16 protein-coding genes, 2 tRNA genes and 1 pseudogene are annotated in these 23,149 nt (G+C 50.8%); 9 read left to right on the top strand and 10 right to left on the bottom strand.

Annotated features, from left to right (window positions below; translation table 11 throughout):
• Window positions 1–3 precede the first annotated feature (3 nt).
• A pseudogene (locus Q4I12_RS05560) lies at window positions 4–123 on the top strand (IS5/IS1182 family transposase); the annotation flags it as partial.
• Between the two features lie 356 nt (window positions 124–479).
• On the opposite strand, the gene Q4I12_RS05565 reads toward Q4I12_RS05560, so the two are convergent.
• The 5 genes from Q4I12_RS05565 to Q4I12_RS05585 form a co-directional block, all read right to left on the bottom strand.
• Window positions 480–2,957 (bottom strand): DNA polymerase, encoded by a 2,478-nt coding sequence (locus Q4I12_RS05565; RefSeq protein ID WP_302260937.1) that lies wholly within the window; start codon window positions 2,955–2,957, stop codon window positions 480–482.
• A gap of 304 nt (window positions 2,958–3,261) precedes the next feature.
• Window positions 3,262–5,097, bottom strand: coding sequence for a DNA primase family protein (locus Q4I12_RS05570; RefSeq protein ID WP_302260939.1), 1,836 nt, complete (start codon window positions 5,095–5,097; stop codon window positions 3,262–3,264).
• A 93-nt stretch (window positions 5,098–5,190) separates the two neighbouring features.
• Complete coding sequence (locus Q4I12_RS05575) at window positions 5,191–5,406, bottom strand: helix-turn-helix transcriptional regulator (protein ID WP_302260940.1); 216 nt, start codon at window positions 5,404–5,406, stop codon at window positions 5,191–5,193.
• A 503-nt stretch (window positions 5,407–5,909) separates the two neighbouring features.
• Window positions 5,910–7,133 carry a tyrosine-type recombinase/integrase gene (locus Q4I12_RS05580; protein ID WP_302260941.1) on the bottom strand — a complete coding sequence of 408 codons (1,224 nt, stop codon included), beginning with the start codon at window positions 7,131–7,133 and terminating at the stop codon, window positions 5,910–5,912.
• Between the two features lie 374 nt (window positions 7,134–7,507).
• Window positions 7,508–8,302, bottom strand: coding sequence for a hypothetical protein (locus Q4I12_RS05585; protein WP_302260942.1), 795 nt, complete (start codon window positions 8,300–8,302; stop codon window positions 7,508–7,510).
• Between the two features lie 175 nt (window positions 8,303–8,477).
• Here Q4I12_RS05585 and Q4I12_RS05590 point away from each other — a divergent pair, with 175 nt between their 5' ends.
• Complete coding sequence (locus Q4I12_RS05590) at window positions 8,478–9,554, top strand: DNA methyltransferase (RefSeq protein ID WP_302260943.1); 1,077 nt, start codon at window positions 8,478–8,480, stop codon at window positions 9,552–9,554.
• On the opposite strand, the gene Q4I12_RS05595 is transcribed toward Q4I12_RS05590, so the two are convergent.
• The gene (locus tag Q4I12_RS05595; RefSeq protein ID WP_302260945.1) at window positions 9,543–10,436 is read right to left on the bottom strand and encodes a hypothetical protein; all 894 of its coding nucleotides are present in this window, start codon (window positions 10,434–10,436) and stop codon (window positions 9,543–9,545) included. The two genes, Q4I12_RS05590 and Q4I12_RS05595, sit on opposite strands and share 12 nt — an antisense overlap.
• 227 nt (window positions 10,437–10,663) lie before the next feature.
• Between Q4I12_RS05595 and Q4I12_RS05600 the strand changes: the two genes are divergently transcribed.
• Window positions 10,664–11,281 (top strand): hypothetical protein, encoded by a 618-nt coding sequence (locus Q4I12_RS05600; RefSeq protein WP_302260946.1) that lies wholly within the window; start codon window positions 10,664–10,666, stop codon window positions 11,279–11,281.
• A gap of 501 nt (window positions 11,282–11,782) precedes the next feature.
• On the opposite strand, the gene Q4I12_RS05605 is transcribed toward Q4I12_RS05600, so the two are convergent.
• A complete protein-coding gene (locus Q4I12_RS05605; protein ID WP_302260948.1) occupies window positions 11,783–12,316 on the bottom strand; it encodes a hypothetical protein in 534 nt (177 codons plus the stop codon).
• A 204-nt stretch (window positions 12,317–12,520) separates the two neighbouring features.
• Between Q4I12_RS05605 and Q4I12_RS05610 the strand changes: the two genes are divergently transcribed.
• Window positions 12,521–13,342 carry a hypothetical protein gene (locus tag Q4I12_RS05610; protein ID WP_302260950.1) on the top strand — a complete coding sequence of 274 codons (822 nt, stop codon included), beginning with the start codon at window positions 12,521–12,523 and terminating at the stop codon, window positions 13,340–13,342.
• Window positions 13,343–13,518: 176 nt separating this feature from the next.
• A complete protein-coding gene (locus tag Q4I12_RS05615) occupies window positions 13,519–14,562 on the top strand; it encodes a tyrosine-type recombinase/integrase (RefSeq protein WP_302260951.1) in 1,044 nt (347 codons plus the stop codon).
• A 265-nt stretch (window positions 14,563–14,827) separates the two neighbouring features.
• Here Q4I12_RS05615 and Q4I12_RS05620 read toward each other — a convergent pair.
• Window positions 14,828–14,922 (bottom strand) — tRNA-Ser (locus Q4I12_RS05620).
• Window positions 14,923–15,113: 191 nt separating this feature from the next.
• Between Q4I12_RS05620 and Q4I12_RS05625 the strand changes: the two genes are divergently transcribed.
• Both Q4I12_RS05625 and Q4I12_RS05630 read left to right on the top strand, forming a co-directional pair.
• Window positions 15,114–16,838, top strand: coding sequence for a glutamine--tRNA ligase/YqeY domain fusion protein (locus tag Q4I12_RS05625; protein ID WP_006007487.1), 1,725 nt, complete (start codon window positions 15,114–15,116; stop codon window positions 16,836–16,838).
• 159 nt (window positions 16,839–16,997) lie between these two features.
• A tRNA-Lys gene (locus tag Q4I12_RS05630) sits at window positions 16,998–17,073 on the top strand.
• Between the two features lie 239 nt (window positions 17,074–17,312).
• Here Q4I12_RS05630 and Q4I12_RS05635 read toward each other — a convergent pair.
• Window positions 17,313–18,287, bottom strand: a complete 975-nt coding sequence (locus tag Q4I12_RS05635; protein ID WP_300706423.1) for a DMT family transporter — start codon at window positions 18,285–18,287, stop codon at window positions 17,313–17,315.
• Between the two features lie 645 nt (window positions 18,288–18,932).
• Here Q4I12_RS05635 and Q4I12_RS05640 point away from each other — a divergent pair.
• A complete protein-coding gene (locus tag Q4I12_RS05640; protein WP_297139514.1) occupies window positions 18,933–20,399 on the top strand; it encodes an APC family permease in 1,467 nt (488 codons plus the stop codon).
• 225 nt (window positions 20,400–20,624) lie between these two features.
• Window positions 20,625–21,362, top strand: coding sequence for a sulfite exporter TauE/SafE family protein (locus Q4I12_RS05645; RefSeq protein ID WP_302260955.1), 738 nt, complete (start codon window positions 20,625–20,627; stop codon window positions 21,360–21,362).
• Between the two features lie 89 nt (window positions 21,363–21,451).
• On the opposite strand, the gene Q4I12_RS05650 is transcribed toward Q4I12_RS05645, so the two are convergent.
• Window positions 21,452–22,963, bottom strand: coding sequence for a sigma-54 interaction domain-containing protein (locus Q4I12_RS05650; RefSeq protein ID WP_204625919.1), 1,512 nt, complete (start codon window positions 22,961–22,963; stop codon window positions 21,452–21,454).
• Between the last annotated feature and the right edge of the window lie 186 nt (window positions 22,964–23,149).

Raw genomic sequence — 23,149 nt, forward strand, 5'->3', positions numbered from 1 at the left:
AGCCATGCTTTTTTGCATCTCAAGCGCTGGCGGGGAATTGCCACACGATATGCCAAAAGATGCGCCTCTTTTCTTGCCGCCGTTCAAATTAGATGCATCTCTTTGTGGGCAAACATAATTTGACGACACTATCTAGGAGACATGCACGTCAGCGTCCAACGTTGCGGCAGAGGCCGGAAGCGGATTCCTGTCCTCCTGTGATCCAGAATACAGACGGCTGGTTGCGGAGATGGTAGCAGGGGGCTACCGTAAAAACATGCCGGACATCCTCTTAGTCATCCCCCCACGCCCGTGGGGATGAACCATAAATCCCGGAATAAAGCAGAGAGCCAGAAATGTATTTTCCCCCCCCCCCACGCTCGTGGGGGAGCTTATGCTATGCCTGAGGCACTGCTTGCCATTGCGTCTTCACAATTGGAAATATGGATTGTAAAAAATACAGTGTGTGTACCATCCCTAGCTATGTGTTCGGCGACATGTTACTTCGCTTCTGCCCATGTTTTTCCTATGCCACAGTCGATTAGGTTGTTGGTATAATTACTATTGAATATAAACTGAAAAGATTCAGTCATGGTTTCAGTTAAGATTTTACATGCTTTATCTGCATCTTTTTCTGCTACCTCAAGTAGAAATTCATCATGTATGCAATGGACTATTTTAGCGTCAATATCTGATAGTTTTTTGGGTAAAATGTTCAGTACATACAGCATCATTTCTGATGCTGACCCTTGGACTATATAGTTGACGATTTTTGATTTGAATGACCAATTTAATATATTGATAGGTATGAATCTATTCAATGACGTAGTTATCCCGGTTTGGGGAAATGTCATAATATCTTTTTGTAAATCCATGCACAGATGTTTTTGCTCATCTTTCCATTTTACTAAATTGGGATAGTTTTTTCCAAATTCATGGAATAGACGTTGACAATCTTCGAATGATATATCTAGTCCATGTTCATGAAGAGATTTAAATAGTCCTTTTGCAGTCTGTCCATAAAGAAAGCTAAAATTGACAGCTTTACAGACTTGCCGACATCTAGGTGTTACCTCTTGAGGACTAATTTTAAAAATCCGTGCAGCTGTCTCTCTGTGGATATCAAGGCCAGCATTCATTGCTTCGAGCATGGCAGTATCTTGAGCAAGTGTGGCAGCAATTCGTAGCTCAGACTGGCGATAATCGGCATCAACAAATACATATCCTTCTGGGGCAATCACTGTATGCTTTAGCTCATTAGGAAAACTGTGCAGATTGGGACTCGAGCACGATAGCCGTCCGGTTATGACTGTGCAGGGGCTAAACCATGCACGGACACGTCCGTCATCATCCCGATGGTGCAGGATATTTGCACACTGCTGCTCTCCACCTGCTTCTTTAAAAGCCTCCCAGTTGATTGTCAGGCCATGTCGCATCATGTCGGCCAAGCTCTGCTGAGCATCGCGCAGTAATGTGTAGTAGGATCTTTGTGCGTCTTTCATGGGGACGGAATCGAAATGTTTCGCTAATTGCGCCACTGCACGCGCATCTCCTGCCACCACTTTTTCCTCAGATAGTTGATGGGGAGCAAATAAATCATCTTGGCCCCCCCGGTGCCCTAAAAGTAGTCTGCTCAAAGATGCAATGCTCTGTCCCTCCCCCTTCCCTGTTAAAGCATGGTACCAGAAGAGGATACTTTCTATAGCAGGGAAGTTGGCCATTTCAGGAATATCACGGCGTAAGATCGTGGGGTCAAAGGCATACAGTTTCAATGGCGCCAGACTTGAAAGCCATGTATCGGACATATCCTCGAACCGGCCTATAGCTGTATGAGTTCCACCATCTGAGAAGGCAAGCAGGCCGTGAGCAGAATCGTATTCTATTGCGACTGTTTTCTGTTCGTCTATTTTTGACAACGAATGTATAAAATTTGTGAGATCGTTACTATCCCTTATTTTTGTAAATGAAAATCTTTGTTCAAGGCTCCATTGAGTTGATACTTGTGTCGTGCGTAATTTCAATGCCCATTCTTTAATGTCAACGCTATTTTGTATTGCCTCTGTCGGATCTTTACACTTTGGTAATACTGCAAGGTGTATCTTTTTAAATTGTTCCTTCCAACGACTAAAGGCAGCAAATCCAGGCTCATCGTAGTCAGGACAGAAGAAAACTTTTGATGACTTTTCAATCATTTCAGCTATCTCTATATCTATTTTTGCAGATGCAGATCCTAGAGCTATGTAATTGAACAGGGGGCCAGCCTCTTGGGCTAAAAGGATAGCATCCAATTCTGATTCAACGATAATAATAGGAGCTCCTTTTTTAGGATCTTCCTTAATAATAAACGGGAGCTGTTGGCATCCCCTCATGATGGTATATTTGGCATGATTGTCGTCAATAGTTCTTATTTTTATGCTGCGTAGTTTATTGTCTCGATATGTAGGGATGACAATGCCAACAGGTAATTTGAACACGTCACTACGATTTGTATCTGGAGAAAATGGGATTGACTTGTCAAAGATTCCAAGATGATATTTGATGGCTGTGGCCTCTTTTATGTGCCGGAACTGCAAAAAATGTTTAAATACTTCTTTGTGTTCGACGTTTTTCATGCCTGTACTCAGTTTATACTGAGCTCTTTGAAGAGTAGTAATGAAGCCTCGATCAGTAATTTCATTAGGTACGGAAACAATACTTTGCTGTGTCCAGCGTCGCATCTTCGGTGTGCAGAATGTTGTTTTTTGCTGTATTATCGAGGTACTGTTTCGCAGAAGTTGGAGCAATTTTTCTGCGCCACCCCCTATACCACATTGGCGGCAGTAGAAATTGCCGTAATGCTGTCGCGGATCACGGCTCGTCTGCCACATGATCAGGCGATCATGTCCGCCGCAAGACGGGCATGCCCCAGCGTATTCGTTATTACTTTTACGAATCATGGGGCGTCCACTTTCCTTATAGATTTCGATGACATTTTTCATGGATTCCTCGGAGGCTTCCGTTTTTGACTCTTCTATTCCTGGGTACTCTTCCCAAACGGTGGAGTGGCTATTTTGAGTTTGTCAATAATAATAGCAAGTTGCTGGCATTGGAGGATGGGAGGATTTTATGAGAAAAGTTGTATGTTTTTTTAGCCCACTCCCTGTATAGAACAGATGTTTTTTGGGAGTATTTTTTTATATAAAATCCTCCCATCCTCCCAGAAAAGCCTTTAGGTCGTAATTAGCAAGGAGAATTATAAAAGTAGGGGGGAGACGGCTGGGGAGACCTCCTCCCTCTCTCCTGCTAAAGCTGAAAGCTATGATCATCCTGAATCTTATCCTTGCCTTCTTTATCCAAGCCTCTGACATGTTTTGTCAGGGCCGTTCCAGGGGTTGACCTGTCAGACCCGGGACGCTTTCTATTGTTGTAGAAATCAATCAGATCCCAAATCTCTGCATCATCATTCAGGGTGAGCCCATGGATAACCATCGTGTTGCTTTTTTGATATCTAAATCCCTTGCTTGTCATTCTGTCTTTAAATACTTGGCGGCTATAAGTTGTATTGCCAGCCTCATGCGCCCATTGGGCATACGCAGCATAGAGGTTGCTAGAGCTTATTTTGTATTTATCAGATACCTTACAGCACTCATCAATAAAAGCCCCTAGTGTATCTTTGCTTTTTCTGTATTCATTAGTATACCTATTGATGTATTCAGGGATTTTAAGCCTGCCTTCATTGGAATAATATACTGCCCCGTCTACAAGCCATGATAAAATGTATTGGTATTCATCTCGTAGCTTGTCTTCTAGATTATAGTCAATTTCTCCTTCATAGAAATTATTAGGATCAGGATTTTCTTTGAATGTCCTCATAAACGGGATGCAAATACAGCGCCTCAGTAAAGCTGTATCTTCGGAGTCAAAATAGGGAAAGAAGTTTGTCAAAATAATGGGAACAGCTGTCGGCATAAATTCCCTTTCATTTTGATACAGGGCTCGACCAGAGAGTTTATCACCACCAGTGATTCGCTTAAGAAATGTAGCATTGAGAGAATCTCCTCGATCGTTCTCACTACCTATCATCAGTCTCTTCCCCTCAGTAGCCATGATATCGGAAGTGGCATCTCCGCTACTTTTTTGTCTACCCTTCATGAACATTTCTGAGCGTACCTCACAGGCATAATCATTTAGAATTTCACGTAAGACATGGCAGATGACCCCTTTGCCGTTACGCCCCTTATGTCCGACGAAGATAATAAATTTCTGTTCGGGATTGCTTCCAATTAGACAGTATCCTAAAAGCCTCTGAATGAATCCGATCAGCTGTGTAAAGTGCTCTTCAAGTTGTTCATCTGAAGCAGAGGGGAAAGCCTCTTTGACAACTGGATATAGACATTCACGCAATGTCTTTAGCCAGATCTCCGGGGCTTTTTGATATGCTTCTGGTAATAAGTCGCAGGAAGTATGCCTTCGACGATAATCCGTAGGGAGGGTGTCACGAATATCTCCAGTACGTAAATCGATTATTCCATTTGGTGTTGTAAGTGTATTTATATCTTTATCAAATATTGATTCACTTACACTACACCCATTCTTTCCATACATCGCTCGACGAATAATTCTATCGTAATTTTTCTTAGCGATCAGACTATGCTTTTTTTTGCTTAGAGATTTACGATATTCATCGATAGCTTCTTGCATATACTTGTTATCACAGAGATCTATACTTTTTTCATTAATTTTCTTTAATGAGTCATCTATCAAATTTATAATCCAATTGTCTGCATCAAGGTATTCTCTTGATGTATCATATACCCATATGTTTCCATCAGAGCACTTTAATACTGGAGTTTTTGAGATGTCGTCAACGATTACGAATTTATCGTGAAGATAATGCTTCGCAATAATGTTTATGATATATATATCTTTATCAACTGGAATAGTATTCAGATCATATATCGATAAGTCTTCTTTTAATTTAATTTCTTTAAATATTTGATTGGCTTTTTCTGATGCTTGATATAACATGTCTGTATCTTTAATTACGTTATTTTTAACTTTGTTACTACGTTTTGATGTAGTAGTTTCCTCTGCTACTTCTATAGGTTGTTCAAGGTGGTTGTTGTCAATTTTAGTCATAGCTTTATCCTGATTTTTTGATAATTATATTTAGTGCTTTTACTAAAGTATTTTTAGCCATCCGATAACATTAAACCGGATATCAGATTAGCATCACAACTCCTGCTCTAATTGCGTTTGCCGTTCGCGCTTCTTAATGAAGGCATTTACTGTTGAGGCACGCCATCGGACACAGTTCGGGCCAAGGCGTAAACCTGGCTCAAAGAAACCCTCGTCAATCCAGCGATAAAGTGTTGTTTTACTGATGGAAAACATCTTGTATATCTGAGCTGCGGACAAAAGTTGATGGGATGGAGAGACTTCAATCATAATGATGCTCCTGGGTTAAAGGATTGATGGCAGATATGCCCTTTTCGCTGCTATGGCCCTGTTTTCCGCAGATCTGTGGCAGCTACATCGCCTCGAAATGTCGGTTGGGATAGTCTTTTCCCAGGGAAAAAATGGAGAACATTCCGCGTCTGTTTCTCTTTCGGGGGCATCGCCCCAGCCGGCTAAAGAAAGGTTGGCCTCTCCTCGGAAGGCGTTCAGTAAAAAACAGCAAATTCGAAAAATATTTTTTCCACTTGGGGCACGCCGCCCCAACCGGCTAAAGAAAGATTGTCCTCTCCTCGGAAGGCGTTCAGTAAAAAACGAAAGATTTTGCAAATACTTTTCTTCCCGAACCGCGCGACTCCCAAGCGACAACAACATATTGGGGGGCCTCCGCAAAAACGTTTAGAAAAAAATAAAAAAAGGCCGTTTTCCTTTACTGGAAGAACGACCTTTTGAGATAAATAGTGTATATTATCAGTTACTTAGTGTGTTTCTTGGGCCTATTTTGTCGATGGTTTGTGGCAAGCGCTGGTCCGCAGCTCATCCAGGTAATCGGCCCAGGACTGCATCATCTTCGCTCTCTCGGGGAGGTACTGGGCGTGGTTGTATGCCGCACGTACCGCATTTTTTTCCCTGTGTGCAAGCTGTGCCTCAATGACATCCGCGCGGAAGCCTTGCTCGTTAAGGAGCGTACTTGCCATTGCTCGGAATCCATGGATGCAGAGCTCTTCCTTTCCGTACCCTACGCGACGCAAAGCGTTGAGCAGGCATATTTCAGTGATGACCCGTGCTCTGGATTGAGGGGAGGGGAAGAGGAATTCTCCACCTCCAGTCCATGTGTGAAGCTCTTTGAGCAGGCATTCCACCTGTCTAGCAAGAGGGACAGCATGCAGCCGCTTCATTTTCATGTGTTCGGCGGGAATCACCCATAGATGCTTTTGAAAATCTATATCTGCCCAGCGAGCACGGCGTAGTTCTTGCGAGCGCACAAAAACGTAGGGGAGGATTTTCAGCGCGTACTTCGTGACGATACTTCCGGGGTAGTCGTCGATGTCTCGGAGAAGGTAACCGATTTTCTTCGGATCCGTGATCGTGGCCCTATGCTGAACCGGACCTTTGGGTTCCAGAGCTTCAGTGATCCCCGAAGAAAGGTCATACTCCAGATAGCCTACTACTCTGGCATAGCGGCATATTTGCCCTACGATTTGCCCCACACGCCGAGCCATTTCCCGACGTCCCTGACTTTCGATGGCATGGAGGGCAAGGATGATATCCCGGGGCGTGAGCTGCTTTATGGGAATGTTCCCAAACGAGGGAAAGACGTGTCGTTCCAGCCGTTGCATCTTGAGACGGCGGGTGCTTTCTGTCTGGGTGACCGTGCGCTTTTCATACCACTCTTGAGCGACAACGCGGAAGGTAAGGTTGGTCTCCTCGTCCTGTTGCTCCTGTTCAGAACGATATTGCTCGTTGGGGTCAAGGCCTTGCACTAGCAGCCCATTGACGGCGTCGCGTTTTTCGCGGGCTTCTTTTAGGGAGATGGTAGGATACGGGCCTATGGTGAACTGTTTTTGCGTGTTCCCTTCTTTCCAGAGCATCCGCCATACTTTGATGCCCGAAGGTGAGACGAAGAGCCAAAGTTTATCACCGTCGCCGATTTTGATCCGCCGTGCTCCGGGCTTGAGATTTTTAATTTGTCTGTCCGTCAACTTGTTGATTCCGCTCATAAAGACTCCATTGGGTGGTACAGGCGAGCGTGGAACGGTGGTACACGAGGCCTGTACCACCCGCTGTACCACCCGTGCGCTGAAATCGACAAGGTACGGATAGGAATCGATGGGACTATAGGAAGTAAAAAAACAAATCCCGCCAAGCACTTAGGTACTTGGCGGGATCGTATAGGTCGCTTTTCTGGCGGAGAGGGAGGGATTTGAACCCTCGATACAGGTTTAAGCCCGTATACTCGCTTAGCAGTCGATTGATTTTGTTTTTAACTATCTAGAATGTATGGTGTTTATTTTTCGATTTCAACACGTTCTGCGCGTTATGGCGCTGCGCTACGCAATACGTACCATAAAACTTGAAAAAATACGTCAGACAATCAGCCCACAAAAGCAAGCGCCAACACATCCAGGCTAGCACTTTGCGGGTTCTTTTCAGCGTCGATTATTATACTGCCATTACATTCAAGTATGTTTGCCGGGAACTTGAAAGCGTTCTCTACCTCTTTAAATGATACATCATCGCCAACGGAAAGCATAAGACTGAGCTCTTGTAGTTTTTCGCGGTAGCTGGATTCTAGCTTTTCGATAGCTTGAACGCATGACTTTATGCCACTGAGATCGCCATTTGCGCTACCATAGCTGAGGATTCCCAAAATATGCTCTTCTTCGGTATCGCGAAGGCTGTTCAGAATATGGCTGATAGCTAAGTAAGTTACTTTGAAAATGTTGAAAGATTTATCTCTAACCTGTGAAAGTATGGTTATATTGGCATGTTCTGAGATGCTTGTGGCGGTATTTTCGTCTAAGATAGCATTTGGCTTGATTATGAGTATTGTCTGTTTATCTTTTGATAGTTCACATATATTTGCTGTCTCCTTAGCTACTTCATCAGTACTCATATCAGAGAATATGAAAATATTGTCTACTTTTGATATTCTTTCTATAACGTCATTAATAAAGGCATCTTTGTTTGACTTCGTATCAGCCAACAGTAGTACTTCGCCAAACTTTGAGTATTGGTTGTCGGAATCTGTGATGATGCTGAAAGGCTGCTGGACGCTGACTTCCCTAAAATAGCCTATCTCTTCGTTAAAACTATCATTGCCAATGAAAATGAAGTAAGAATTATCTATAACGAGTTCGTAAATATCATCATTTTGCAGCTCTAGCATAAAGGTACTCCTTTTTGAGTGGTATACCAGTAAGCTGCATTTATTTAAAATAAATATTGTGAATAAGATTGCTTATTTTATATTTAGTGTAACTGTAGTTTTTGAATTAATGCTATTGATAGGGGATGTTTGACTTTTGCGATACTATTATGTATATATATGAAAGGAGAATGTTATGCCTAAAATAAAAAAAATGTTTGAATACAAAAATCCTTCTCCCCGTACTGTTGGGAGGGGCTGTGCTGTGCCGCCTTTAGTGGGTACAGCAACTAAATCTGTATGGCACAGAAATAGTGTCAGTGTCTATAATAGCAATAGTATTGATGTGTATAAAGAATGGGACTCTCCAGATGTTATTGTCTCTGACGGGGGATATGGTATTTTAGGTTTTGAAGGAGATACATCTAATTATTTAGATTTGCCTAAGTGGTATGAACCTCATATTATCAAATGGTCAAAATATGCAACACCCAAAACTACATTATGGTTTTGGAATTCTGAAATCGGTTGGGCAGTGATGCATCCAATTTTAGAGAAGTATGGCTGGAAATATGTTAATGCAAATATTTGGAATAAAGGTAAAGGCCATATTGCTGGCAATGTAAATACTGCTAAGATTCGTAGATTCCCTGTAGTTTCTGAAGTCTGTGTACAGTACACATTTGAAGCTAAAATTGATGGGTTGGAGCTAAAAGCGTGGCTTCTTCGAGAATGGAAGAGGAGTGGCCTAGCCATATCGAAAGCAAATGCCGCATGTGGAGTGGCAAGTGCTGCAACAAGAAAATATCTAGATCAGGGACACTTATGGTATTTTCCTCCGGCAGATATGTTTACTAAAATGCAGCAGTACGTAAATAGCTATGGAGACCCTGCGGGACGACCTTATTTTTCCATTGATGGAAAGCATCCTTGTTCATCAGAAGACTGGTTAGCTATGAGAGCTAAATTCTACTGCCCTCATGGGGTTACGAATGTATGGGATCGTCCTGCATTACGTGGCCCAGAGCGATTTAAAGTAAATGGAAGTAACGGAAAAGCTATTCACCTAAACCAAAAGCCTTTAGATCTTATCTCGCTGATTATCAAATCTTCATCAGATATTGGAGACGTTATCTGGGAACCATTTGGAGGATTATTTACAGCATGTATTGCTGCTAATCATATCAAGCGTAGGGCTTTCGGTGCGGAAATAAATCCTCTCTACTATGGCTACGCTATACAACGGCTCGAAAAAGAAATACTAGAGAATTAAATTGTCTAAGGTGTTATAAATAGATTCTGGTGAGCCATTGTTGAATAGTTTTGTCCACTGTTTTATAGTCATGCTGTATATAACTGTATCTAATACTCTTTGTTTGAATCGTTCAATCTCTTCATGTTGAATTCTATCAATTTTTGCATAATTTGTATCAATCCTATATGGATATCGTTGCAAAAGCTGCCGCATTTTGTATTGATATTGAGGGATTGGACTGTATTGCCGGGCGTCATTACCCCAGCTTTCTACTAATTGGTTCGCATCATCAAGTTGTGTAGGAGAGCCTTGCCATTTATATCCATTTGTATTTGTCTGCTGTAAATTTTGAGTTCTTTCAGTAGTATCTTCGGGTTCGAGTATAATATAATCAGGGGGATTGTGGTAGTGTTGATCTCTTGCCTTCGATATTGATTTGCCAGAAACTACACATATATCTATAATCTTAGGTCTTCCGAAGATTATGTGTTCCGGTAGCCATGCAAGTATACAGACATTTGTATTATTATTTATAAAGAATTGTTGACTATCTTTAAAGCGTGCAGTTATTTCTGTAGAAAGAGGAAACCATGCCTTAATTTCAAAACCTGGGACTGGTGTAATTTCTGCGCTACTAAAGATTGCATCAGGAAATCCTGGGTCTTGACGTTTCCATATACCTAGCTCTCTGTATTCTTCTTGAGAATTTAGAAAATCAACAGTGCTAAATTCAATCATATTTCCAAGTAATGGGGATAGTTTTGATATAATTTTAGTCAGTTGAATTGTAGATTCTCTATTTTGTGGAGGGAAAACTTCGATTAGATCGAAAATATGACCTTGTAACTGTGTAAGGTATAAAGAAGCTGAAGTTAAAATATTTTCGCAGGACTGTGGCATAGCTCTCTCACTATTAAAAAGATTATGAAATTTTATTTTCTACTATTACTTTTAAAAAGTCAAGGTACTGCCATACGATAGTATATAGAATTTTATTTAAATTAATTTTTATATTGACTTTTTTTATAAAATATGATATAATAATATAAAGCCGAAAAATGGCTTTCGGCTAAAGCCCTCTGCATTCATGCAGGGGGCTTTTCGTTTATTTAAGACAGGAGTTATTTATGTCTTACACGAAAGAAATGTATCTGTACCTTCTCGACAACCCCGACAACATTGAAGCCGAATCGCTTACCGAAAGCGTTGAACGGCAAGTCTTCCAAGCCATGAATAAGGCCATATCCATGCGTGTTGGCGACAGAACGCCGTGGCGCGGCCAGTACGCGCTTGCGACCGGCGACGACGAGGAGCACGAAGAAACGTGGTTTGCCTGCGCCCACTGGCCGTACAAAGTCAACGGTGATCCCCTCGTGTGCTTTCGCTTGTGGGAGAACGAAGGCGACAACGGCTATTGGCTGTCCCAGGCGCTTGGTGTGAACGGCGGTTCCATGTGCTTCGAGTTCAGGATGGTCGGCAAGACCGGCGGGCCTTCCTTATATAAGGTAAAGAAGGCCATGAAGGAGTTCTACGAGCAGAACGCCCGGCTCAAGGAGGCTGGCTTCAAGCTGCACGAACGAGGATCCATTTTCATGTCGTTCACGCTGGTTCCCGGTGAAGTCAAAAAGGAGTTCCCCGACCTCAAAATGTCGCTGGCTCCCATGAAGGCCGTGCTTGAGAAGCTGTTCGAGCTGAAACCGGAGTTTGACAAGCTCGTGAAGGCCGTTTACCCGCCGAAGCAGTAGTAGAGGAAAAAGGGGGCGTGTCGTTTGGTACGCCCCCTTTTGTGTCTTCATCGCATGGTAAACGCTTCTGGCAATGTTTTCAGTAAGGCGATGTTTTAGACATTGTTAAGACGGTGTAGATGCTCACGGCATCGTTGGTACATCGTACATCTATCAAAGCAGTGCACGAGCACCGTTACATCTACTCGTGCTGTGTATATTCACCGCAGCATTGAAAATACACCTTATAAAGAGATGTATATTGGTAAAAAAGATGCTGTTTGAAGCAAGTTTTTTATTAATATGCGATGAAGTTTCATCGTGTTTGTTGTGAAAATAAGCCATCTTGACTTTTGATGCATTTTTTCGTATAGTAAATACATGCTCGAAATAGTGCGAGCAGCCATTTTGCCCTCTGCATACGCGGAGGGCTTCGCTTTTTTAGAAGGAGTATTGGAAGATGAAACATCATCTTACAGACATCAAAAGAAGAAGGGCGTACCCCGAAGGATACGCCCCAAATCACTTGGTCGTGTTTTTCCCATCCTTCTTGAACCATCCTTTTTGGACAGCCCAAAAAGCAAGTGCCCAGAGAGGCTTTTCTGGAAACGCGTCGCAGAGGTTGTGCTTTTCAGCAAGGGTTGAGCAGATCGTTTTGGCTGTGCTCCCTTCCAGCTCGGCGAGGTCCTCAGCCGTTATGCTATTACAGAGTGCTGCAAAGTCCTGTTTGAAGGTTTTTTCATCAAGAAGAGCCAAGGCAAGCGCTATGACTACTTCTTTGGGAACCCGGTTTTTGGGCTTGCTAAAGCATTTTAACTTACGCTTGGAAAACGCCTCTCCCAGCTCTTCCCCAAACTGTGCCATCCCGTATTCAACAATGGCATCGCTGATGAACTGGTTTTTCGTGCCCTTGCCTTGTTTCTTCCACTCTTCAAGCACCGCACAAGCCGCTTGGGAGTAATAGACGGTCATTTGGTGTCCGTCTTTTTTGGAAGCAAGGAAAAAGTTCTCGGGAACATCATCTTTCTTGGTGTCGAGCTTGGATTTTTCACTCATGGCAGCCTCCTTATGAAAGAAGGTACTGCGATGATAGCGCATCGTCAATGCGATTAACAAAGAAAGGAGTCCTTCAAATGAAAGGTTTTTTTCGTGGGCATCCACCGTAAAAGCATCGTAATTCGGCCCGGTGCCATAGTATACGTATAATTATTCACAAATATTAAGTACTGTTAAGGAGATATAAAACTATGAGGAACTACTATGAGGTTCATTACAATACAAGGCATGCAATGCTGGGTTTCAACGAAAAAGCACCGTTACGTTCATCGTAAAAGACGGCACAAGCACCAATCCTTACGGAGGTCATGGAAGCAGAGGAATAAAGGTTTACGCCGTGCCCTTTGCTCGTTAGCTACCTCGCCTTATCTGTTCATCTCCCTGATGATCCCCGGTGCATGCTGCGATACGCAGCGGTTTGCTAACTGTCAGGACGTGTTCACCAAGTTCGTGAGGAAGCTGGTTTACCGTTTCCCGGACTGCTGGTTCGTGTACAAGCGCGAATGGACGAAAAAGACAGGCTTCCACTTCCATTTGATGGGGAACCCTTTTGAGTCGAAAAAGCTGAGCTTTAAAGCCTCAAACCGTAGAAAAGTTTCCAAACTATGGAATGCCTCGATAACGGCAGTTCATGGGACGGTGCCTCCAGCTGATGTGAAGCCGTGCCTTACCGAAAAGTGCCACCTTGCCATGCATACTGGCTACCTTCTTAAGGATGGCAAGAAAGGGCAGGATATGGCCTTTATCAAGAAGTCCGGCGGTGCGCAGACGTGGAACTACATCAATAAGAAAAACATCCCGTTTGCGCCGAAAATACCGGCAAAGATTACTGAAAAGGCCTACTTCTTGTTCCTCGATATGCTGAAAGAGGAACTGGACGGTACCGGCTTCAACACCGAATACATTATGCGTATCAGGCCCAAGGGATGCGCCTCGTTGAGCCACATTGATAATGACATCCTGTTGAGGGCTCTCAAAGAAGCTTGCAAGGAGGCACACGATGGGGCAGCAGTGCATGACATATAAGCAGATAGCCGAGATCTTACAGATAGCACCAAATACGTTTAGGAAGACGTGGCGCCAGTATCCCCACTTCTTTGTGACCCCGCCCAGCACAAGGCCGCAAGGGGGAAACCTCAAAAGTGCCCGTTTCGACCCTGTGGAAGTCTTGAACTACGCAAAACAAGGAAGGTACAGCCGCTATGGCTATCAACAAGATAAAGATGAAGACGTGCAGTCGGTACGAGGCAAGCGTCAAAGTAGGTGGTGTAATACGCAAGAAGCGCTTTCTGACGCTCCAAGAAGCAAAGATATGGGAGTTGGCGGTGAGGCAAGCCCCAGCGATGGCAGGACAGCCCTGTTTGATGTATTCGCTGGCCTGTAGCCAGTACATAGCTGACTGCGAGCTGCGCATAGCTTCCAACACCCTTAGGGAGAAGAAGAAGCACCTGCGGGAGTTCGCCAGCTACATCAGGAAAGACTGCCGCTTGCAGGACTGCGCTATGGATGACGTTACTTTGAGCATGGCGCGTGCCTTTAGCAACGGCGTCATGGCCCGTAGCGGTGCCAAAACGGCCAACAGGCGTATACGTACGCTCAAGGCCCTTTGGAACTGGCACAAATCAGAGCTCAACGGCAATCCTTGGCAGGCGGTCAAGCCCTTCCCGGAAGAGGAGTTCGTCAAGTACGTCCCTTCAAAGGATGACGTTGAGAACGTCTTCGCCGCTGCTACGCAGCAGGAAAGAGATATATTAACGTTCATCAGCTACACTGGGGCACGCCTCAGTGAAGTGCTCAACCTGAAATGGGAAGACGTTTTGGACAGCTCCATCAGGCTGTGGACGCACAAAAGCCGGAATGGCTCCAAGACTGCCCGTCTGGTTCCTGTCGGCCATACGCTGCGTGACGTGTTGACGCGGCTTCACCCTCTATCAGAGGGCAGCCCGTATGTTTTCGTCAATCCCGCTACGCATGGGCCGTACAGACGGAATCAGCCCTCCATATGCCGCATGCTGAAACGGCTGTGCCGTGAAGCTGGTGTCAGGGAGTTCGGTTTTCATGCGCTGCGGCACTACTTCGCCTCCATGCTCGTAAGCACGAACAAGGTGACGCTGTGCGACATTCAGCACATGCTGGGCCACCAGCGCGCCACCACCACGGACACCTACTTGCACAGCTTGTGCCCCCCAGTAGATCACTTGGCGGGGGTGATTGAAGAAATGAACCAGCCCTTGAAGGCCAGCTAACAACCAGACAACCGAAAGGCCGGGGAGACGATCTCCGGCCTTTTTTGTCGGCTTCGCACACCGTACCACCAGCCGAAGCGTTTCCCACGCTCAAAAAGGCCGCCATAAGCAAGGCTGGGCAGCCTGTTTACGTGCCCCCCTGGAAATGGCTGTTTCGGCACGCCGGTATACTCCTTGGTATACATCTTTGCCGGGGAGGCTATTTTTCAAGCACGAAAAAAGCCGGTAAGCTACGTGTTGTAACCTACCGGCTTTGCTGCCTTAGTGGCGGAGAGGGAGGGATTTGAACCCTCGATACAGGTTTAAGCCCGTATACTCGCTTAGCAGGCGAGCTCCTTCGGCCGACTCGGACACCTCTCCGCTCAGGGAAGACATCGTCATTCCCGCGTGAGGCTGTACATTAGGCGGGAAGGGCCTACTTGTCAAGGGAAAATCCGGCAAAGGCACAAAAAAATCTTCGTCTTTGCCGGGAAGGCCCGGCGGGCGGCGTTGACCCCCGTACCGGCTTGGCGTATCCTACTGCGTTCAATATCTTACGGAGGAACAACGCCATGAGCGAAAACAAGGCCGAGACCGTGGCCGCTGCCGCGGAAAGCAACGACAATCCCAAAGCCGGTGTGGACTTCATCCGCGCCCGCATCATGGACGACAACGCGTCGGGTCGTTTCGGGGGTCAGGTGCACACGCGCTTTCCTCCGGAACCCAACGGTTACCTGCATCTGGGCCATGCCAAGTCCATCTGCCTGAACTTCGGCGTGGCGCGCGAGTTCGGCGGCATGTGCAACCTGCGCTTCGACGACACCAACCCCGTCAAGGAAGACACCGAATACGTGGATTCCATCCGCGAGGACGTGAAGTGGCTGGGCGGTGAATGGGACGACCGCGAATTCTATGCGTCCAACTATTTCGACAAGCTCTACGAATACGCCGAGCAGCTCATCCTCAAGGGCAAGGCCTATGTGGACGACCTGAGCGCCGACGAGATCCGCGAGTACCGCGGCACCCTGACCCGTCCCGGCAAGGAGAGCCCCTGCCGCAACCGCAGCGTGGAAGAGAACCTGGACCTGTTCCGCCGCATGCGCGCCGGGGAATTCGCCGACGGCGAGCATGTGCTGCGCGCCAAGATCGACATGGCCTCGCCCAATCTGGTCATGCGCGACCCCACCCTGTACCGCATCCGCCATGCCGAACATCACCGCACGGGCAACAAGTGGTGCATCTATCCCATGTACGACTTCACCCACTGCCTGTCGGACTCGCTGGAAGGCATCACCCACTCCATCTGTACGCTGGAGTTCGAGAACAACCGCGAGCTCTATGACTGGGTGCTGGACGCCCTGGAAGTGTACCATCCCCAGCAGATCGAGTTCGCGCGCCTCAACCTCACCCACACGGTGCTGTCCAAGCGCAAGCTCATCCAGCTGGTGAAGGAAGGCTACGTCAAGGGCTGGGACGACCCGCGCATGCCCACCCTGAGCGGCCTGCGCCGCCGCGGCGTGCCGCCGGAGGCCCTGCGCGAGTTCTGCAGCCGCATCGGCATCGCCCGCTCCGACTCCATGGTGGATTACGCCGTGCTGGAATTCTGCATCCGCGAATACCTCAACGCCCACACCCCGCGCGCCATGGCCGTGCTGGATCCCGTGAAGGTGGTCATCGAGAACTACCCCGAAGACCAGGTGGAAGAATTCGAGATGCCCTGGCATCCCGAAGATGCCGCCTACGGCAGCCGCACCGTGCCCTTCTCGCGTGAACTGTGGATCGAGCGCGACGACTTCCGTCAGGATCCGCCCAAGAAGTATCACCGCCTGGCGCCCGGCGCGGAAGTGCGTTTGCGTTACGCCTATTTCATCACCTGCCGCGAAGCCGTGTACGACGATGCCGGCAATCTGGTGGAACTGCGCTGCACCTACGATCCCGAGAGCCGCGGCGGCCAGAGCCCCGACGGCCGCAAGGTCAAGGGCACCATCCACTGGGTCTCCGCGCGCCATGCCGTGCCCGCCACCGTGCGCCTGTACGAGCATCTGTTCTCGGCCGAGAACCCCAATGCCATGCCCGAAGGCCAGACCTTCCTGGATGCCATCAATCCCGACTCCCTGCGCGAAGTGACCGCCATGCTGGAACCGGCCCTGGCTGCCAAGGAAGTGGGCGCCAAGGTGCAGTTCGAGCGCGTGGGCTACTTCTGCAAGGACAAGGACAGCACCGACGAGCGCCCGGTCTTCAACCGCACCGTGGGCCTGCGCGATTCCTGGGCCAAGCAGGAAAAGAAGAACGCCTAGCCCCGGCGAAAGACGTTAGGGTGTCCGGCTGTGGCGGTGCCCCGTACGATGAGGGGGGACAAAGCCATGCCGTTGTGGCATGGAACGGCCGGAAAAAAGGATTTGTGGAAAATAATCCTTGACTTCATGTGGGGATTTGTATATCTGAAACGTCTCAACGGGTCGTTAACTCAGTAGGTAGAGTATCTGCCTTTTAAGCAGAGAGTCGCAGGTTCGACCCCCGCACGACCCACCATTGCATGCAAGCCCCTGATGCGAGAGCGTCAGGGGCTTTTTGCGTCTGTGGGGCCGCTGTGCCCCGCGGATAACGAAACGGGCCGTCTCGAAAGGGGCGGCCCGTTGGTGTTTCGGAGCCAGGCGGCCGGTACGGAGGCCGGTAAAAAACAAGGGCCCGGGAGGACACGGAGAACATCCTTCCCGGACCCTTGGGAGCTGTCGTCTGCAGCCGACAGTCTCCGGGATCTTGCCTGTCTATCAGTGCTGGGGGGCACCTTCCCCGCTCAGGGGCCGGGAGGAGGCATGTTCCTCCGTCGGGGGCGTGTTCTCCGTTTTCTTGCCCAGAGCCAGCAGGGCCACACCGCCGAAAAGCAGGCCCATACCGGCCAGCTCCTGCCCGCCGACAGGCTCATGCAGCAAAAAGATGCCCCAGCAGGCGGCGCCCAGCGGCTCCACCAGGGCCAGCGTGGCGGCCATGGCCGTGGGGGTGCGGCGCAGCCCGGCCAGGGTAAGGCTGAAGGCCAGGGCGGCGGTCACGACGCCCAGATACAGGGCCATCCCCATCCCTTGGGGGTGCAGCAGCCAGAGCGGCGGCGTGCAGAAATGGACGGGCAGCAGCAGGAGCCCGCTGCCCGCGCAGAGCAGGAGCATGATGTGCTCCGGCGCGTGGGTCCGGCCCAGAGGCTTGCTGAAGACGAAGTAGGCGCCGTAGCAGGCCCCCGCCAGCAGGGGCAGGAGCAGGGCGGCCGTGCTGGTGTCCTGGCTGCTGCCCAGATTGAGCAGCACGAGCCCGGCCAGGGCCAGGCCCGTGGCCGGGTACCAGATGCGGGCAGGGCGTTCGCCCAGGATGATGCGGGCCAGGATGGCGGCCATGACGGGAGAGAAGCCGATGGCCGTCACCGTGCCCACGGCGACGCCCGCCTGCTGGACGCCCCAGAAGAAAAAGACCTGGAAGCCCAGCAGGCCCAGCGTGGCGGGGATGAGCCAGCGCAACTGCCAGTGCCGCAGCCCCGCGGGCAGGGAATGCCGGCAGGCGCACCAGGCCCAGAGGGCCAGCGCCCCGATCTGCATGCGCAGGGCCCCGATGCCCAGAGGATGGCTGCCATCCGGGGCCAGGGCCTGCACGGTGCCGGTGGTGCTGAAGCACAGGGCGCCGAGGATGATGCACAAAGGGCCGCCGGCCAGCAGGGAAGAGCCGCAGGAGAGCCGCCCGGGGCTCGCTGAGATGCTCATGGTACGTCAACTCCATCTGTAAGGACGTTCGCCAGTCCGCATGAGCAGGCCGGTGATGTGGGTCACAAGGCTGTGCCGTCAGACACAAGCTAGCCTGAGGGCAGCAATTTCCATGCCGCATCAGGGGGATTTTAACGATCTTCAATTATATTGGCTGCGTAAGGTTGTTTTGCCTTTATCTGCGGGCCGGGAGCCCTTGGCTCAGGGCATTCATGGCCGGTGACCGATGCCGCTGTCGCGGGTCTGTCTGCAGGGATGGGCTGCATAAGGCAGATAAATCAAGGTGCTGGAGGGGGTGGCCCACTGAAGGAGCTTCAGGAGGGTACGGTTAGCCAAATAATCACAAGCAGGTCTTTTTTTACAGAATATAATATAAATTTTGATATAAAAATTAAAATTTTTTTATTTTACTTATCATTTTTTAAATTAAAATAATGGTTATTATTCCTTTTTTCGTGAGAAAACGGGATATTGTCCGACATAGGGAAGTTTTTCACATATGGCACGCTTATTGCTGTGTAGGGAGGGACTATAGTTTTCGCCCGGGAGTTCGCCAAAGGGTGCAACGACCAGGCTTCATGTGCATGTATGGCAGCCATAACAAGCGATCCGCAGCGGTATCAAATTCATAACGGAGAAAATGGTATGTCGGAACAGGTCAAGTTGGAAAAGTCCCTCTCGCCGTTGCAGGTGTGCGCACTGGCTTTGGGCTCCATTGTCGGTTGGGGTTGCTTTGTGCTGCCCGGTGATATGTTCCTGCCCCAGGCCGGTCCTGTGGGTACCCTGCTTGGTTTCTTTGTAGGTGCCTGCCTGATCAGCTTCGTTGCTGTATGCCTCAGCTACATGGTCAAATACGCCCCTGTTGCCGGCGGTGCTTTTGCTTATGCGTATATCGGTTTTGGCCCCCGCGCCGCTTTTGTTTGCGGCTGGGCGCTGGTGATCGCCTATCTTGCCGTTGTTGCTATCGACATCGCAGCCCTTTCGGTCATTTTCCGCTTCCTCTTCCCCGGTGTGTTCGAGTTCGGAGAGCTCTATTCCATCGCCGGATGGACCGTGTATTCCGGTGAAGTCATATTGATGACGGCCGGTACCCTCTTCTTCGGTTACATCAACTATCGCGGTATCGGCTTTGCCGGCGCCCTGCAGCTGATCCTGACCTTCATGCTGACCTTCGGCACCCTGGCCCTGTTCGGCGGCGTGCTGACCCTGGATACCGCCAGCGTGGCCAACCTGAGCCCCGCCTTCTCCGACAAGCGCAGCATGCTGGCCTGCGTGCTGCTGGTCTTCGCCATCTCTCCCTTCCTGTTCGCGGGCTTCGATACCGTGCTCCAGGCTGCTGAAGAATTCGCCTTCGATCCTTCCCGTGCCCGCAACATCATGGTCGTCGCCATCTTCTGCGGCGTGCTCCTGTACGCCATGGTGATGCTCTCCGTGGGCATGGCCGTGCCGTATCCTGAACTGCTGGCCAAGCTCGACGCCCAGCGCGCCACCGGCGGCGCCGCCTGGGGCACCGGTGAAGTGGCCACCATGGCCTTCGGCAAGTTCGGCTCCATCGTGCTGGCCGTGGCCGTGTTCGGCGCCGTGTGCACCGGTACCAACGGCTTCTTCATCGCCACCAGCCGCCTGCTGCTCAGCATGTCCCGCAGCGGCATCCTGCCCGCCTGGTTCGGTGAGATCCATCCCAAGTACCGCACCCCCTACAAGGCCATCCTGTTCACCATCATCGTCGTGCTGCTGACTCCCTTCGCCGGCCGCTCCGCCGTGGCCTGGACCGTGGACATGAGCTCCGTGGGTACCGGTATCGGCTACCTGTTCACCTGCCTGGCCGCCCGCCGCGTGATCATGGGCAGCGAAGGCGTGGACAAGAAGGGCCTCAAGCTGTTCTGCTGCGCCGTGGGTACCATCACCGCCGTCATGTGCATCCTGCTCCTGCTGGTGCCCGGTTCCCCCGCCCGCATCGGTACCGCCCCCTTCATCTGCTTGGCCGTGTGGGTCGTGCTGGGCTTCATCTTCTACTTCTCCAACAAGAAGCACTGGATCTCCCTGCCTGAAGAAAAGGTCCGTGAGAACGTGCTGGGCCGCAAGGACATCGCGGTCTTCTTCAAGAAGTAACCTCCGGCGGCTCCCCGCAAGGGGAGCCGGACACTGGCTGTCCGTTCGCCGGACCGCCTTTCATGGAAGCCGCCCTGCCCCCCGGGGCGGCTTTTTTATCGGGCTCCCGGCGCCCCTTGCCAAAACGGCATGGGGCCCCTATGCAGGAGCAGCAATCCAGATCATGCGGGACGCCGCGGCCCCGGGAAGACCGGCGGCGGGGCAGCGTCCACAGGAGGGAAGGTTATGCCCGAAGCTACGGACCTTTTTGTTTTCTTCGCCTGGATCCTGGGCGGTTTCGTCTCCGGCGTGAGCGGCATCGGCGGGGCCATGGTGGCCTTTCCCCTGCTGGCGCTGGTCATCCCCGTCCACCAGCTCATCGCGCTGACGTGCATCATCAACGTGGTCATGGACGGCTGTCTGGCCGGCATGCATTTTCGCCATTGCCGGCTTTCTTCCCTTTGGCCCATGCTGGCGGGGTCCGTGCCCGGGTCCTTCGCCGGGCTCTATATCCTGCAGATCTGTTCCGGCGCCGTCCTGCAGGGGGCCGTGGGCCTGCTGCTGCTTTACTATGTGTACTGGCAGATGACCTACCGCGCCGCACAGGGGCCTGTGTCCCACCCGCAGATGCTGGGTGCCGCGGCGGGCTTCGGGGCCGGGCTGCTGGGCACGGCCATCTCCTTCGACGGCCCGCCCATCGGCGCCTATGGCCTGTGCATGGGCTGGGAGCCGCGCGTCTTCCTGGGCACGCTGGGCGTCTTTTTCGTGATCCGCGGTTCCCTCACCGTGATCCTGCAGGCCACGGCCGGCTTCTACACGCCGGAAGTCCTGGGCTATGCCCTGTACGGGGCGCCCGGTGTCATCCTGGGCACGCTGCTGGCCTTCCCTGTGGCCAAGCGCATCCCGCAGGAGACCTTCCGCAAGGTCCTGCTGGTCATCATCGGCGTGGCCGGGGCGGTCTGCCTGGTGCGCGCCTTCCTGTAGGTCTCTTTCCAGGGCATGTATGCGGAACGGCCGGCGGACATGTGTCCGCCGGCCGTTTTCATCGTTTGCCGGTATACCGGAGAGCAGGCTCAGTCTTCGTTTTCGATGTGCAGGACCTTCATGCGGTAGTGCAGGCCCGCCGGGGTCAGCTCCATGATCCGGGCAGCCTTGGCCACGTTGCCGCCGGTCACGCGCAGTACGTTGCGGATGCAGCTGGATTCGTATTCGTGCAGGCAGGTCTTGATGGAGACGCTGTCGCCGCGCCGGATGCCGCGGTAGTCGAAGTAGTCCGGCGTCGTGGCCGCGGAGACCGGCATCTGGGGCTCCGCGCGCATCATGTTCGGCAGGGGCGGGCGCAGGTCGTCATCGGCGGGCTGGAGGTTGCAGGCCTCGCGGAAGTGGCGCGGCAGGTTGTGGACGGTGATGATGTCGCTGCCGTCCAGCAGGGCCAGGCTGCCTTCGATGACGTGGGCCAGTTCGCGGATGTTGCCGGGCCAGGGGTAACGGCGGAAGATGCCCATGACCTCGTCGTCCAGGGTGACGCCGGCGGTTTTCATGGCCAGTTCCGAGCGGTTGATGATGTGCCGGACCAGCAGGGGGATGTCGTTCTGGCGCTTGCGCAGGGGCGGTACGGCGATGCCCACCACGGCCAGACGGTAGAAAAGGTCGCGGCGCAGCAGGCCCTGGTCCACGGCCCGCAGGGGATGCTCGTTGAGGATGCTGATGATGCGCACGTTGATGGGGATCTCCGTATGGGAGCCCAGACGGCGCACGCGCTTTTCCTGGATGACGCGCAGCAGCTTGGCCTGCAGGCCCAGGGACATGGAGTTGAGTTCGTCGAAGAGCAGGGTGCCGCAGTTGGCCTTTTCGAACAGGCCGGGCTTGTCCGGGGCGTCGGTGTAGGCGCCCTTGACGGTACCGAACAGGATGCCTTCCAGCAGGTTTTCCGGGATGGCGGCGCAGTTGACCGGGATGAACGGATGCCCGGCGCGGCTGCTGGCCGAGTGGATGGCCTGGGCGAACAGTTCCTTGCCGGTGCCGCTCTCGCCCCAGATCATGACCGGCGAGGAGCTGGTGGCCGCGGAGCGGGCTTCATGGATGCATTCCTGCAGGGCTTCGTCCCGGCCCACGATGCTGGAGAAAGTATAGTAGTTGTAGGGCGCGTCCGCGTTGCAGGGCTTGAGGGGGCGGCGCGACTCCGAAAAGTGGGCGGTGTTGCCCGTCCAGATGGCGAAGACGATGACGCCGTCCTTGCGCCCGTGGTCGAACAGGGGGAAGAAGTCCGCCACCGTGCTGATCAGGAAGTTGGTGGAGGTGGCGTACCAGTAGGCTTTTTTGAGCAGGGGCTTGCCGGTCTGGAGGCATTCCATGGTGGGGATGACCTCCCGCTCGTGGGGGACGTAGAGGCTGGTGATGTGCTGCCCTTCCACGGGGATGCGGGTGAAACCGTCGGCACGGCGCTGGATGGGGTTCATGTATTCGCAGATGCCGTCGGCATCGACCACGGCCACACCGATGCACATATTGTCCCAGATGGCCCGGACCTGCGGCGTCAGTACCGAGGCCCGGTTGACGTTGTAGAACTGGCGGCTGTTGAACATGCGTTTCCCCCTGGATAAGGGACTTTTATAAAGAGAAAGTTTTTTTGATTTTCATTAAAATTTCTTTATTTTTTCTTTCCGGTCAAGATGTTTATTTATTTTAATAAAAACAAATAGTTAAATATAAAAAACAGCAATTTGTCCATTTTGGCACAGCCTATGCTTTAAACTGGATAGCGGCACGGA

It is taken from the genome of Desulfovibrio piger (assembly GCF_951793255.1).
Lineage (GTDB): Bacteria > Desulfobacterota > Desulfovibrionia > Desulfovibrionales > Desulfovibrionaceae > Desulfovibrio.

Excerpts from the sequence above, each read along its gene's own strand:
- Q4I12_RS05565 (WP_302260937.1), bottom strand. The coding sequence starts at position 2,957 with ATGAAAAATGTCATCGAAATCTATAAGGAAAGTGGACGCCCCATGATT.
- Q4I12_RS05570 (WP_302260939.1), bottom strand. The coding sequence starts at position 5,097 with ATGACTAAAATTGACAACAACCACCTTGAACAACCTATAGAAGTAGCA.
- Q4I12_RS05575 (WP_302260940.1), bottom strand. The coding sequence starts at position 5,406 with ATGATTGAAGTCTCTCCATCCCATCAACTTTTGTCCGCAGCTCAGATA.
- Q4I12_RS05580 (WP_302260941.1), bottom strand. The coding sequence starts at position 7,133 with ATGAGCGGAATCAACAAGTTGACGGACAGACAAATTAAAAATCTCAAG.
- Q4I12_RS05585 (WP_302260942.1), bottom strand. The coding sequence starts at position 8,302 with ATGCTAGAGCTGCAAAATGATGATATTTACGAACTCGTTATAGATAAT.
- Q4I12_RS05590 (WP_302260943.1), top strand. The coding sequence starts at position 8,478 with ATGCCTAAAATAAAAAAAATGTTTGAATACAAAAATCCTTCTCCCCGT.
- Q4I12_RS05595 (WP_302260945.1), bottom strand. The coding sequence starts at position 10,436 with ATGCCACAGTCCTGCGAAAATATTTTAACTTCAGCTTCTTTATACCTT.
- Q4I12_RS05600 (WP_302260946.1), top strand. The coding sequence starts at position 10,664 with ATGTCTTACACGAAAGAAATGTATCTGTACCTTCTCGACAACCCCGAC.
- Q4I12_RS05605 (WP_302260948.1), bottom strand. The coding sequence starts at position 12,316 with ATGAGTGAAAAATCCAAGCTCGACACCAAGAAAGATGATGTTCCCGAG.
- Q4I12_RS05610 (WP_302260950.1), top strand. The coding sequence starts at position 12,521 with ATGAGGTTCATTACAATACAAGGCATGCAATGCTGGGTTTCAACGAAA.
- Q4I12_RS05615 (WP_302260951.1), top strand. The coding sequence starts at position 13,519 with ATGGCTATCAACAAGATAAAGATGAAGACGTGCAGTCGGTACGAGGCA.
- Q4I12_RS05625 (WP_006007487.1), top strand. The coding sequence starts at position 15,114 with ATGAGCGAAAACAAGGCCGAGACCGTGGCCGCTGCCGCGGAAAGCAAC.
- Q4I12_RS05635 (WP_300706423.1), bottom strand. The coding sequence starts at position 18,287 with ATGAGCATCTCAGCGAGCCCCGGGCGGCTCTCCTGCGGCTCTTCCCTG.
- Q4I12_RS05640 (WP_297139514.1), top strand. The coding sequence starts at position 18,933 with ATGTCGGAACAGGTCAAGTTGGAAAAGTCCCTCTCGCCGTTGCAGGTG.
- Q4I12_RS05645 (WP_302260955.1), top strand. The coding sequence starts at position 20,625 with ATGCCCGAAGCTACGGACCTTTTTGTTTTCTTCGCCTGGATCCTGGGC.
- Q4I12_RS05650 (WP_204625919.1), bottom strand. The coding sequence starts at position 22,963 with ATGTTCAACAGCCGCCAGTTCTACAACGTCAACCGGGCCTCGGTACTG.